At 47.4% G+C, this 12,558-nt stretch carries 9 protein-coding genes and 1 pseudogene; 5 read left to right on the top strand and 5 right to left on the bottom strand.

Features of this window, described 5'->3' with window-relative positions; all coding sequences use genetic code 11:
- Window positions 1–71 precede the first annotated feature (71 nt).
- On the bottom strand, window positions 72–1,037 hold the full coding sequence (gene cysK / locus ACIGBN_RS07690) for a cysteine synthase A (RefSeq protein ID WP_396664609.1): 966 nt from the start codon (window positions 1,035–1,037) through the stop codon (window positions 72–74).
- 195 nt (window positions 1,038–1,232) lie between these two features.
- Between cysK and hrpA the strand changes: the two genes are divergently transcribed.
- The 3 genes from hrpA to ACIGBN_RS07675 all read left to right on the top strand — a co-directional run bounded on the left by hrpA (window position 1,233) and on the right by ACIGBN_RS07675 (window position 7,144).
- Window positions 1,233–5,108, top strand: coding sequence for an ATP-dependent RNA helicase HrpA (gene hrpA / locus ACIGBN_RS07685; RefSeq protein ID WP_396664607.1), 3,876 nt, complete (start codon window positions 1,233–1,235; stop codon window positions 5,106–5,108).
- Between the two features lie 27 nt (window positions 5,109–5,135).
- Entirely contained in the window at window positions 5,136–6,275 is a 1,140-nt protein-coding gene (locus ACIGBN_RS07680; protein ID WP_396664605.1) for an MlaA family lipoprotein, read from the top strand.
- A 173-nt stretch (window positions 6,276–6,448) separates the two neighbouring features.
- Complete coding sequence (locus ACIGBN_RS07675; protein WP_341566991.1) at window positions 6,449–7,144, top strand: aspartate/glutamate racemase family protein; 696 nt, start codon at window positions 6,449–6,451, stop codon at window positions 7,142–7,144.
- 13 nt (window positions 7,145–7,157) lie between these two features.
- Here ACIGBN_RS07675 and ACIGBN_RS07670 read toward each other — a convergent pair whose 3' ends face one another.
- The 3 genes from ACIGBN_RS07670 to dusA form a co-directional block, all read right to left on the bottom strand.
- Window positions 7,158–7,715 (bottom strand): sugar O-acetyltransferase, encoded by a 558-nt coding sequence (locus ACIGBN_RS07670; RefSeq protein ID WP_133003534.1) that lies wholly within the window; start codon window positions 7,713–7,715, stop codon window positions 7,158–7,160.
- Between the two features lie 62 nt (window positions 7,716–7,777).
- Entirely contained in the window at window positions 7,778–8,728 is a 951-nt protein-coding gene (gene tal / locus ACIGBN_RS07665; RefSeq protein WP_133003535.1) for a transaldolase, read from the bottom strand.
- 5 nt (window positions 8,729–8,733) lie between these two features.
- Complete coding sequence (dusA, locus tag ACIGBN_RS07660; RefSeq protein WP_133003536.1) at window positions 8,734–9,771, bottom strand: tRNA dihydrouridine(20/20a) synthase DusA; 1,038 nt, start codon at window positions 9,769–9,771, stop codon at window positions 8,734–8,736.
- A 395-nt stretch (window positions 9,772–10,166) separates the two neighbouring features.
- On the opposite strand from dusA, the gene umuD reads away from it, so the two are divergent.
- Window positions 10,167–10,613, top strand: a complete 447-nt coding sequence (gene umuD, locus ACIGBN_RS07655; RefSeq protein ID WP_133003540.1) for a translesion error-prone DNA polymerase V autoproteolytic subunit — start codon at window positions 10,167–10,169, stop codon at window positions 10,611–10,613.
- Entirely contained in the window at window positions 10,613–11,884 is a 1,272-nt protein-coding gene (gene umuC / locus ACIGBN_RS07650) for a translesion error-prone DNA polymerase V subunit UmuC (protein WP_396664602.1), read from the top strand. Before umuD ends, umuC begins: the two co-directional genes overlap by 1 nt.
- 4 nt (window positions 11,885–11,888) lie before the next feature.
- Here the strand turns inward: umuC and ACIGBN_RS07645 are convergent.
- A pseudogene (locus tag ACIGBN_RS07645) lies at window positions 11,889–12,161 on the bottom strand (lecithin retinol acyltransferase family protein); the annotation flags it as partial.
- Window positions 12,162–12,558: the final 397 nt, after the last annotated feature.

Below are 12,558 nucleotides of genomic sequence, written 5' to 3'. Positions count from 1 at the left end.
AATAAAAAAACCAGACTGGTGCAGGTCGCTGCCAGTCTGGTTTTTATTTGTGTAGCCGGTTGTTCTTTGTGTTATTGAACCAGTTCGTTGTCGCTGAACTCGCCTTCAAATAATGCGGTGGATAAATAGCGCTCGCCAGAGTCAGGTAAAATCACGACGATTTTCTTGTCTTGGAATTCCGCCATTTGGTTTAGCTTTTCTGCTGCAACCACGGCCGCACCACAAGAAATACCACACAAAATACCTTCTTCGCGCATGAGGCGCTTCGCCATTGCGATGGCGTCTTCGTTGGTCACTTGCTCAACGCGGTCCAGCATAGAAAGGTCTAAGTTCTTAGGAATGAAGCCCGCGCCTATGCCTTGGATTTTATGGGGGGCCGGCGTTGGTGTTTCGCCGTTTAGCGTTTGTGTGATAACAGGCGAGCTGCTTGGCTCTACAGCAACGCTCAAAATCGCTTTTTCTTGGGTGTTTTTGATGTAACGGCTGATGCCAGTGATAGTGCCGCCAGTGCCTACGCCGGAGACAAGAATGTCGATTTCGCCATTGGTGTCTTTCCAGATTTCAGGCCCTGTGGTTTGTTCGTGTATTTCAGGGTTGGCAGGATTATCGAACTGTTGCAATAAGACCACGTTGTCGTCTTGAGCGATTTCTTGTGCCTTCTCAATGGCGCCTTTCATGCCTTTCGCTGGTTCCGTTAATACTATGGTCGCGCCCAATGCTTTCATGACTTGGCGGCGTTCGACACTCATGCTGGATGGCATGGTAATGGTAATAGGGTAGCCGCGAGACGCCGCAACAAAACACAGTGCAATGCCGGTGTTGCCGCTTGACGCTTCAACGATGGATTTGCCTTCTTTTAAGATGCCTTTTTTCTCAGCGTCCCACACCATGTTGGCGCCGATTCGACATTTTACTGAGAAAGCAGGGTTGCGAGATTCCACTTTTGCCCAAATATTTCCGTTGCCAATTTTGTTTAGGCGTACAAGCGGCGTATTGCCAATGGTCAAAGAGTTATCTTCGAATACTTGCTGAGACATATCATTTCCTTATTCGTTGATCTATTGAGGGGCGCTACACGTTAAAACTCGCACAGCAGATTGCGTTCACTATAACCCCTTGATAGGGATTAATGTTAGAATTTCCAACTATATAGATAGAAACGGTGCGCCTTTTTCTCAGTTTTTACATACCTCTTATTAGCACCAATTGACTAGGATATTAGTTTACTTACTATGCCAATTACCGATGTGATGACGCGAGACCGTCATGTTATAGCTCGCAAACAAGAGCAATTAGCCAAACGTAAGAAAGACGGTTTGCCGTTTGATCGCATGGCCTCTGAGCTTGAGGTCATGGTGGAAAAATCTGCGGCCTTGTATCAGGCTCGATTAGGTCGCTTACCCAAGATCACCTATGATGAAAGCTTGCCTGTTGCGGCGCGATCTGAAGAAATTATCAAGGCGATACAAGACAACCAAGTCGTGATCATCGCGGGGGAAACCGGCTCGGGTAAAACCACACAGCTGCCTAAAATGTGTCTTGAGGCGGGGCGTGGTATTGCAGGGCTGATTGGTCATACCCAGCCGCGTCGTATTGCGGCGCGCAGCGTGGCCGATCGTATCAGTGATGAGATGCAAGTTAAGCTTGGTGAACAGGTTGGTTTTCAGGTTCGATTTAGCGATGAGAGCAATGAAGAAACGCTGATTAAGTTGATGACAGACGGTATTTTGTTGGCGGAAATTCAGCAAGACAAATTGCTGTATAAGTACGACACCATCATCATCGATGAAGCCCATGAGCGTAGCCTAAACATTGATTTCTTATTGGGTTATTTAAAGCGCGTGTTGGCTGCAAGGCCCGATTTGAAGGTCATAGTGACCTCTGCCACCATTGATGTTGAGCGTTTTTCTGCGCACTTTAACAGCGCACCCATTATTGAAGTATCGGGTCGAACTTACCCAGTTGAAGTACGTTATCAGCCTTTGTTGAGCAAATCTGACTCCGAAGCGCTGGACGAAGATCAAAGTATGGAGCAAGGCATCTTGGATGCCGTCGAGCTACTGATTCAAGAAGAAAAGCAATCGGGCTATCGCGGTGCAGGCGACATTTTGGTGTTTTTGGCAGGAGAGCGAGAAATTCGTGAAACCGCCGAGATTCTTCGTCGTGCTGAACTGAGAAATACCGAAGTCTTGCCCTTATATGCGCGCCTCAGCACCAGTGAGCAGCAGCGGATTTTTAAGTCTCATTCTGGGCGTCGCATTGTGCTGTCGACCAACGTGGCTGAAACCTCGTTAACAGTGCCAGGCATTCGTTATGTGATTGACCCAGGGTTGGCGCGAATGAGTCGCTACAGTGTGCGCTCTAAAGTGCAGCAGTTACCGATAGAGAAAATCAGTCAGGCGAGTGCCAATCAGCGTGCTGGGCGTTGTGGTCGAGTGGCGGAAGGGGTCTGTATTCGTTTGTACGATGAGGCCGATTTTGCGGCTCGCTCTGAGTTCACCGATCCGGAAATATTTCGTACTAACCTAGCGTCGGTTATTTTGCAGATGGCCAATCTACGCTTAGGCCCGGTTGAGAAGTTTCCGTTTGTAGAAATGCCAGAACGTCGCATGATCAACGACGGTTATCGTGCGTTGACAGAGCTTGGGGCATTAAAAGGTGAGCAGCTAACGCCGATTGGCCGTCAGTTGGCTAAGTTACCGATCGACCCTAAATTGGGACGTATTCTGATCGCGGCTGAAAAGCAATCCGTGTTAAAAGAAGTGGCGGTGATTGTCAGTGCCTTGTCTGTTCCTGATCCGCGTGAGCGCCCCCAAGATAAGAAAACCCAGTCAGATCAAGCTCACGCTCAAGACAAGGACGAAGATTCTGACTTTGTGGTGTTCCTCAATTTGTGGGAGCGTTTTGAAGAACAACGCCAAGCCTTGTCACAAAACCAGTTGCGCCAATATTGTCGTAAGCAATTTTTGAATTTTATGCGGATGCGAGAATGGCGTGATATTCACCGTCAAATCTTGATCGCCTGCAAGCAGTTGGGCTTTAAAGAAGTCGACCATGAGAATCGTAATTACGAAGCGATTCACCGTTCCTTGTTGGCTGGCTTGTTTACCCAAGTTGCGAACAAAATGGAAGACAGCAAAGAGATGCTGGGCTGCCGCTCTCGTAAAGTGTCTATTTTCCCAGGCTCCATGTTGTTTAAAAAGCCACCGCAATGGGTGATGGCGGCTGAGTTGGTGGAAACCAGCAAGCTTTATGCGCGTGTTGTGGCGCGTATTGACCCTGAATGGATTGAAGAGTTTGCCGAGCCATTTGTGAAAAGACAGTATTTTGATCCGCACTTTGAGCGCAATCAAGGTCGTGTCATGGCTCAGGAACAAGTCTCTCTGTATGGGTTGATTATTGTTGCCAAACGACGCGTAGATTATGGTTTGATTGAGCCTGAAGAGGCGCGTGAAATATTGATCCGCAGTGGTTTGGTTGAAGGGCAGATGCGTACCAAGCAGGCTTTCTATCGTAAAAATAAAGCCTTAGTAGAGACCCTTGAAACCCAAGAAGCCAAATTGCGAAAGCGTGATATTTTGGTCGACGACGAGGCGGTCTTTGCCTTCTACCATCAGCGAATTCCGCAAGATGTTCGTAATCAAAAAAGTCTTGAGTACTTTGCTAAAAAATCCCCTGATGCCTTGTTGATGACCCGTGATGATTTGATTAATCAAGACATCACTGTGGACGACATGGCGTTTCCAGATTCTTATGGTTTGAACGGTGTGGCGTTACCGATAGATTACCGTTTTGAGCCGGGCAAAGCGACGGACGGCGCCACACTGAAAGTCCCCGTTGGCTTGTTGCGTCAGCTCAGTCTTGAGGATTTAGGGTGGGCGGTTCCAGGCTTTATCAAAGAGCGTTGTGAAGCTTTGTTACGGGCTTTGCCGAAAGCGTTGCGCCGTCGTTTTGTGCCCATTCCTCAGTTCGTCGATCGTGTTTACCCAAATCTCTCCAAAGAGAAAGGGGACTTACTTGAGCAGTTAAGTTTGCAGATTAAGCGCGAAACCTTGATTGAAATTCCGCTGAATGAATGGACACCAGAGCGTTTAGAAACCCATCTGACTCTGACGTTAGAGGTGGTGGATGAACGCGGCAAAGTATTGGGCACAGGCAAAGACCTTGCTCAGCTTCAAACCCAGTTTAGTGACATGGTGGAAGAAAGCTTCGCTAAATTTGGCACCAAAGAACACGAGCAAGACGATTTAAGTCAGTGGCCAGATCAAGACATTCCAGAGCGCCAAGAAATCCAGCAGGCGGGCATTAAAGTCACTGCGTTTCCTGCTTTGGTGGCGGTGGGTGAGTCTGTGTCATTGAAGATGTTCGATGACCAAAATACGGCCTTAGAGTCACATCGTAAAGGGGTGATTGCGCTGCTAAAAATGGCGTTGCAAAAAGACATTCGTTATTTGCAGAAGAATTTACCGCACCTGAAAGAGTCCATGTTGATTTTTTCTCCGCTTGGGCAAAAAGAAGTGCTGCTCAATGATTTGCTTAATGCGATTTTAGATAAGGTCTTTCTCGATGGCCGTGATCTACCGCGCAGTAAAGCAGACTTTGAACACTGCATAGTGACGCACAAGCCTCAACTGGTGACGGTGGCCAACGAGATGGCGAACCAACTGTATCGTGTATTGTCTTCTTATCAGGGTGTGGCCAAAAAAATGAAAGGCAGTATACCTTTGCCTTGGACACGGGTTTATGGGGATATTAAACTCCAATTAGAAAATCTAATTTATCCTGGCTTTATTGGCAGTACGCCGCTCTTCTGGTTAGGGCAATTACCGCGCTACTTTAAAGGCATTGAAGTGCGCTTAGAGCGTTTTCAAAACCATTTAAATAAAGAAAACAGCTATGTAACCCAATTAGAAGGTCTTTGGCAGACGTATTTAAAGCAGAAAAAAGCCCATGATGATAAATCTCTTTATGATCCTGAGCTGATAAAATACCGCTGGATGCTAGAAGAGTATCGAATTTCACTGTTTGCGCAATCTGTTGGCACGTTAGAGCCTATCTCAGACAAACGACTGAGCAAACAATGGCAAGGCGTCAAAAAACTTGTTTAGGAAACATAATTAATGAAGGCAATGTTTATGAATAGGTCGACGACCTGGTTAGTGGCTGCGTTACTCAGTGTCACCTTGAGCGCTTGTGCGAGTAAGTCCCCTGATGGGGCTCAATCGTCAGAAGTCGCTGCACCGGTAGCGGAAGTGCCCAGCGAAAAAGTGAATGGACAGGATCATCAAGCAAAGGATGTTGCAAGCAACACCGCCAAAGGCGCGGCAGACGATGAAGGGTCATGGGACGATGATTCGACCGATGATAGTGTGGTAACAGACCCAGCAGATCCATGGGAGGGTTTTAACCGCGCTATGTTCTCCTTTAATGACACCTTGGATGTGTATTTTTTGAAGCCGATTGCGAAAGGCTATAAAAATGTCACCCCGGAATTTATGCAAACAGGCGTGAGTAATTTCTTCTCTAATATAGGCGAGATCTCGAACCTGACCAACAGTGGTTTACAAGGTAAGAAGAATGCTTTTGTGGCTTCCACATGGCGCTTTGTTATCAACTCAACCGTCGGTATTTTTGGCTTATTTGACGTGGCTTCCTCGTTAGGGGTACGCAAATACGATGAAGATTTCGGTCAGACGTTGGGCTATTGGGGCGTTTCTTCCGGGCCTTATTTGGTGTTGCCTTTCTTAGGCCCCTCTACGGTTCGTGATGCGGGCGGTACGGCTGTCGACTTCTTCAATTATGACCCTGTGGATGAATTGGACCTTAATCGGGATCAAAATATCGGTCGTTGGTCTTTGTACGTGGTGCAAAAACGCGCCAGCTTCCTTTCTGCTGAATCGCTTATTATTGGCGATCGTTACAGTTTCATTCGTGATGTGTATTTGCAAAATCGAGAGAATGAAGTGTATGACGGGCATCCACCCTCTAAAGCGGCGAAAAAAGCGCACGCTGACAGCGGCGATAGCTGGGGGGATGACACGGGAGCTGACAGCTGGGGAGACGATGATAATACCGACAGTTGGGGCGATGACACAGGTACAGACAGCTGGGGGGATCCAAGCGATGACGCGCCCGCGGTTGAGGCTAGTGTTAAGGCCGCGCCTGCTGATACTCAACTCGAGGCCAACAGCACAGGAACCAAGGTGGTGCAAAAAACCGATGACTCGGTGACGGACGACGCACTTGAGAGCGGCGAGAATAAGACGCAAGATTAATCTTTTCGATTCAGTCAAATGAACCTAATACGAAGCCTGACGAGTGATCCTCGGCAGGCTTTTTTATGCTTTTTTATGCTTGTTGATGCTGTCTTCTGTGCTTTGCTGTGTGGCATCGGCCGCTAGAATTGAGTTACAGTGATTCGTCTAAATAAGGTGAACAAGGAACGGGTATGAAGACGATTGGTGTGATTGGTGGGATGAGTTGGGAGTCAACCGCAAGCTATTATTCTGCGTTGAATCAAGGCGTGGCTCAGTCGTTAGGGCAATGGCATTCGGCTAAAGTCATCATTAACAGTGTTGATTTTAAAGACATCAAAGAGCAGCAGCAAAATGATGAGTGGGACCAGATGGCGATGACTTTGTCACAGGCGGCCATCTCGCTAGAAAGAGCAGGCGCGGACTTTTTTCTGATTGCGACCAATACCATGCACAAAATAGCCGATGCGGTCGCGAACAGTGTGTCGATTCCTTTTATCCATATCGCAGACTCCACTGGTGAAGCCTTGGCCGCCTCAGGCGTGACAAAGGTTGGTTTGTTGGCAACGCGATTTACCATGGAAGAAGGCTTCTATAAAAATCGCCTTAGAGAGAAGTTCGCCATTGAATCACTGGTGCCAAACAAGCAAGATCGGCAGTTTGTGCATGAGGTGATTTACAACGAACTGTGTCTAGGGAAAATCAACGACGCCGCTCGCCAAGAGTATCTTCGTATCATCGACGATTTGGTTGCAGAGGGTGCTCAAGCCATTATTTTAGGCTGCACTGAAATCGCTTTATTAGTAAAACAGGAAGACACAAGTATTCGGCTTTTTGATACGGCACAGTTGCATTGTGATGCGGCGGTAAAATGGGCGCTGCAAGACTGACAGTGCGAATCAATCAGCCAAGATAGCGCTCGTCTTTTGCCACATTTCGCGTCACAACAGCGTTGGCGCCGATAATAGCGTTGTCGCCAATGCTGATGCCGGGGAGGATTTTTGCTCCGCCGCCAATCCAAACCTTGTTGCCGATGGAAATAGGCTTGGCGTGGCATTCGCCTAAGGCTCTGGCTTCGGCTTCCCGTGGGTGATCCACCGTATAGAGATGCACGCCAGGTCCTAGTAAGACATCGTCACCAATGGTGATGCTGGCGCTGTCTAAGAAAACGCAGTTAAAGTTAATGTAGCAGCGCTCACCGATGTGAATTTGCGTGCCGTAATCGCATTGGAAGCCAGGTTCTATGACTAGGCTGCCAAATGCTGCAAAGAGTCGTGTTATATGGCGTAGATTGCCTTTGCTTGGGTGGGCGTTGTATTTGGCGCACGCCAAGCGCGCGGCTTCACGTCTTAGGCGTAAATCGGTGTCTATGCCATTGAAGGCGTGTCCTTGGCGCATTTTGTCGAATTCGGTGATGTTATCGCTCAATGGGGTTCTCTCAATCGCTTGCTTTGAAGGCATAAAAAACGCGACCTAGGCCGCGTTTTTATCGTGATTATCTGTTCGCTAAGCGTGTTAGCTTATTACAGCATCGCCACTAACGTTGTTTCTAGTTTGCGTTGGTCAGCGGCAAAGTTGCGAATGCCTTCAGCAAGTTTCTCAGTGGCCATTGCGTCTTCGTTCATTGCCCAGCGGAAAGCTTGTTCTGTGATTGCTTCTGGAGCAGGTTTCACCTCAGTAGCAGGGATCAGTTTGCGCTCTAGTGGACTTTCGTCTTTTTTCAGTTCTTCAAGCAGTGCAGGGCTGATTGTTAGGCGGTCACAGCCAGCAAGTTGCTCGATTTCACCGATGTTACGGAAGCTTGCACCCATTACCACAGTGTTGTAACCGTGCTCTTTGTAGTAGTTATAGATTTCAGTAACAGACACAACGCCTGGATCAGTTTCTGCTGTGTAGTCTTCGCCTGTTGATTTTTTGTACCAATCAAGAATACGACCAACGAATGGAGAGATCAGGAACACACCCGCTTCGGCACAGGCTTGCGCTTGAGCGAAAGAGAAAAGCAGTGTTAGGTTACAGTTGATGCCATCTTTTTCTAGTTGCTCTGCAGCCTTGATGCCTTCCCATGTAGAAGCGGCTTTGATCAAGATGCGGTCACGAGAAACGCCAGCTTCTTCGTAAAGCTTGATTAAACGGTGGGCTTTTTCGATCGTACCTTGAGTGTCGTATGACAAACGTGCGTCTACTTCAGTAGAGATGCGGCCTGGAACGTATTTAAGAATTTCAGTGCCGACGATTACCGCTAGTTTGTCACTTGCGTCAATCAGTTGCTGGTCTTTGTCGTTACTCTGTTCTTTGGCCCAAGCAACCGCTTGATCTAGGAAAGGAGCGTATTCAGGGATTTGTGAAGCTTTAAGCATCAAAGAAGGGTTTGTGGTCGCATCTTCTGGCAAGAACGCTTTGATTGCCGTGATATCGCCGGTGTCAGCCACAATGGTAGTGAACTCTTTTAATTGAGATAACTTGTTGCTCATTGCTCTTATCCTTTACGTTGATGATTTTTGACCAATTCAATGGCCTCTAATAATACGTCTATCTTAGCGTCAATTTTATGACCTTTTTCTGAAAGATAGCGTCGGAATTGTTTGCCGCCAGGCTCGCCTTGGAAAATACCCAAAATATGGCGAGTAAGGTGAGACAGTCGGGCGCCTTCTGCCATTCTGCCTTCCATGTGTAAGACAAATTTTTCGAGTGCCTCAAAACGGTTGGCAACCAAGGGGTGTCCACCAAAAATTTGCGCGTCTATTTGGCTTAAAATCCAAGGGTTGTGGTAGGCCTCACGACCAACCATAACACCGTCAACATGAGTGAGTTGCTCTTGGCACTCCGCTATTGTCTTAATGCCACCGTTTATAATGATTTCAAGGTCTGGAAAGTCTCGCTTTAACTGATGTACGTAATCGTATTTCAGTGGCGGTACTTCGCGGTTTTCTTTCGGGCTCAAACCTTGAAGAATGGCTTTTCGAGCGTGCACAATAAAGGTGTTGGTGCCAGTGGTAGCTATGTCACCAACAAAGTCTCGAACAACACTGTATTCTTCTTGGTCGTCAATGCCAATACGATGCTTGATGGTCACAGGAATACTGCAAGCGTCCTGCATCGCGCGCATGGCGTCTTTGACTTTGTCTGGGTGTTCCATCAAACAAGCGCCAATCATACTGTTTTGTACGCGATCGCTTGGGCAACCTACATTTAGGTTGACTTCATCAAAGCCTGCTTGCTCCGCCAATTTTGCGCATTTACTCAAATCGACCGGATTAGAGCCACCAAGCTGCAAGGCAATAGGGTGCTCGCATTCGTCATAATGTAAGAAACGTTCAGGATTGTTGCCATACAGCAAGGCGCCTGTTGTCACCATCTCGGTATAAAGCAAGGTGTTTTTGCTTAACGTGCGAGCGAAGACCCGGTAATCACTTGTCGTCCAATCTAGCATGGGTGCTACTGAGAAGCGTCGATCGAGCTTAGTGCTTGATGTTAAAGGTGTTTCGCTATGATTGATGGTATCTGTTGCTGTCATTAATTTAGTCTTTCGTGATCGAATATGGGGGTTGTTGGCATGAAAATAGAACAATGCCGAGTAACAAAATGGCAGCAATTGCCTGGTTGCGTTACTTCGGTGACGCCACGAACCTTAAACACTGATTATGTCATAAAATTACAGGATTGTGGTATGGCTACCTGCACTATAGAGAAAAAGAACACTTGAACTCCGCTATTGCTGCGCAATGTTGGATTGAGAGTGGTAGGAGGGGAAGATGTTTGTTTTCTTCATGACTTTATATAAATTACTAAGTGAAAGTTAGGAGTAAGAGAGCTGTAGATTATTTTGATCTCTCCATGACCAAATTTCACTTGGTCATTCATGATGGTTAAAACTATACTGTATGAATATACAGTATTCTGGGTGTGGCTATGCGAGTGACTTATCTTGGGGTGTCTCAGTCCCAATCTTTTATTGATGCGAACAGTGTGCGGATTCCGCTTTATGTGGAGTCTGTGTCGGCGGGCTTTCCTTCGCCTGCTCAGGATTTTGTTGAAAAATCCTTAGACTTAAATGAGTTCTGTGTGGCGCATCCGATGGCGACCTTTTACGTGCGCGCTCAGGGGGATTCGATGATCGATGCGGGCATTCATTCGGGCGATGTCTTGGTCGTTGATCGATCATTAACGGCGCGCCATGGGGACATTGTGATCGCCTGCATTCATGGGGAAATGACAGTGAAGATGCTGGAACTTAACCCCAATGTGCTGCTTCGCCCAAAGAACAAAGCTTATAAAGCGATTCATATCACCGAAGAGTCTGAGTTGGAAATCTTTGGTGTGGTCGTGGGTGTTGTCCGTAGGTACGAGCGCGGTTGATGAAGACAGCATTTGCCTTGGTCGATTGCAATAATTTCTATGTGAGTTGCGAAAAGTTGTTCCGACCAGATTTAAAACACACGCCTGTTGTGGTGTTATCGAATAACGATGGCTGTATTGTCGCGCGTTCCAAAGAGGTAAAGGCGCTGGGTATTAAGATGGGCGTGCCGATGTTTCAGGTTCAGGACGAGATAAGACAGCACGGCATTGTGTGCTTCTCGTCCAATTATGCGTTGTATGCGGATATGTCGAATCGGGTGATGACGATTCTTGAAGAGGAAGCCCCCCGGCTTGAGGTGTATTCCATCGATGAAGCTTTTATGGATTTATCCGGTGTTGATCATGTAGTGGATTTGCTGGAATTTGGTAAGCAAGTAAAAGCCAAGGTTGATCAATGGGCGGGCATTACGGTAGGAGTAGGTATTGCCCCCACCAAAACGTTAGCGAAGTTGGCAAATTATGCGGCGAAGAAATACCCAGCAACCGGCTCGGTGGTGGATTTGATGGACCCAGAAAGACAAAAGCGTTTATTGGCACTTGTTGAAGTAAGCGATGTTTGGGGCGTTGGCCGTCGTACCACGGCAAAACTAAAAGCCAGAGGCGTTCATACGGCGTTAGATCTTGCCAATGCAGACCCGAAAACCATCCGAAGTGAGTTTTCTGTGGTGTTGGAGCGGACCATTCGAGAGTTGAATGGGGTGTCATGTTTGGATTTGGAATTGGTCAGGCCAACAAAGCAGCAAATCATTTGCAGTCGGTCGTTTGGTCATAAAGTGACAGACAAGCGAGAACTGCGGGAAGCGGTCGCCAAATACACAACCAGAGCCGCCGAGAAACTACGCGGAGAAAAGCGACTTTGCCGTGTGGTGAGTGTGTTCGTTCGTACCAGCCCTTTTATTCCAAACGAACCGCAATACTCGAAAACACTCTCTGCAGGGCTGCCCAACCCAACCGACGACACGCGAGACTTATTAGAAGTAGCAAATGAGTTGTTTAAGCGAATTTATCGTGCTGGTTTCCGCTACGCCAAAGGCGGCGTAATGCTCGCTGACTTCTACGAACAGGGCGCCTTCCAACAAGATTTATTTCGAGCAGACAATCCAAAAATCAACTCTAAAGCCTTAATGAGCGTCGTGGACAAAATCAACCACAGCGGTCTCGGCAACGTCTTCTTCGCCTCGCAAGGTGTGTCACCACAATGGGCAATGAAACGAGAACACCTATCGCCAGGGTACACGACCAGGTGGGATGAGCTGCCCAAGGTTTGGTGAGATCTTAATCTTCTTTTTTAGTGGCGCTTCCAAGCTGTGTTCCAGCCCATAAGCCTAATTTTAAAATGCCTAAACCAACATTCCATTTAGGTTTTTCTGATATTAATAAATAAGTTGCAGTCAGAGCTGTTCCTGTTGTGATGGCATCAAAAACTTGTTTTGATGTGGCATTTTGATTGGCTACCCAATTAGAAAAATGTTCGCAATTATTACTTATAGCCGAGTAGCCCCATTTGCCTATTTGAGGTCTTGCCCTTTTAAGTAGTTCAGTTACAGGTACCGTGTGTTCAGTAACAACACCCCCTGTTTTTTCCCGTCAACATGCGCCAGCGGGTTGCTCTAGCTCGTTGCTCTAGCTCAAGAAATACAAGCCTTTCACTATAAAATATCGCTTTCATAAGAAGAGAGCGACGTTTGTTAATCTCGCGTGTAGGGCTTGCGAGTCTGGGCGTTGGTCGTTAAGGTTTATTCAGGTCATTAGTGTTATGGTGTCGGCTACACGAGTCATTGAAGCTTCGCCAAGTCAGGGGGGGTGTCGGTTCTAGGCCTTAAAACGGCGCTTGTTTGTTTTTAGGGTGGGGGGCTTATGAAGCCCCTGTCAGATGAAATGCCATAAATGGCTTGGCTTGGCCTGGTTTGAGTTGGTCGGTGTTGGGTTTGGTGGCTGAGGATTT

The organism is Marinomonas sp. NPDC078689 (genome assembly GCF_044542435.1).
In the GTDB taxonomy this organism is placed as follows: Bacteria; Pseudomonadota; Gammaproteobacteria; order Pseudomonadales; family Marinomonadaceae; genus Marinomonas; species Marinomonas arenicola.
The sequence above is the reverse complement of the archived record's forward strand: the minus strand, read 5'-3'. Positions and strand labels throughout refer to the sequence as shown.

Coding starts and splice junctions, on each gene's coding strand:
- cysK (WP_396664609.1), bottom strand. CDS start 1,037: ATGTCTCAGCAAGTATTCGAAGATAACTCTTTGACCATTGGCAATACG.
- hrpA (WP_396664607.1), top strand. CDS start 1,233: ATGCCAATTACCGATGTGATGACGCGAGACCGTCATGTTATAGCTCGC.
- ACIGBN_RS07680 (WP_396664605.1), top strand. CDS start 5,136: ATGAATAGGTCGACGACCTGGTTAGTGGCTGCGTTACTCAGTGTCACC.
- ACIGBN_RS07675 (WP_341566991.1), top strand. CDS start 6,449: ATGAAGACGATTGGTGTGATTGGTGGGATGAGTTGGGAGTCAACCGCA.
- ACIGBN_RS07670 (WP_133003534.1), bottom strand. CDS start 7,715: ATGCCTTCAAAGCAAGCGATTGAGAGAACCCCATTGAGCGATAACATC.
- tal (WP_133003535.1), bottom strand. CDS start 8,728: ATGAGCAACAAGTTATCTCAATTAAAAGAGTTCACTACCATTGTGGCT.
- dusA (WP_133003536.1), bottom strand. CDS start 9,771: ATGACAGCAACAGATACCATCAATCATAGCGAAACACCTTTAACATCA.
- umuD (WP_133003540.1), top strand. CDS start 10,167: ATGCGAGTGACTTATCTTGGGGTGTCTCAGTCCCAATCTTTTATTGAT.
- umuC (WP_396664602.1), top strand. CDS start 10,613: ATGAAGACAGCATTTGCCTTGGTCGATTGCAATAATTTCTATGTGAGT.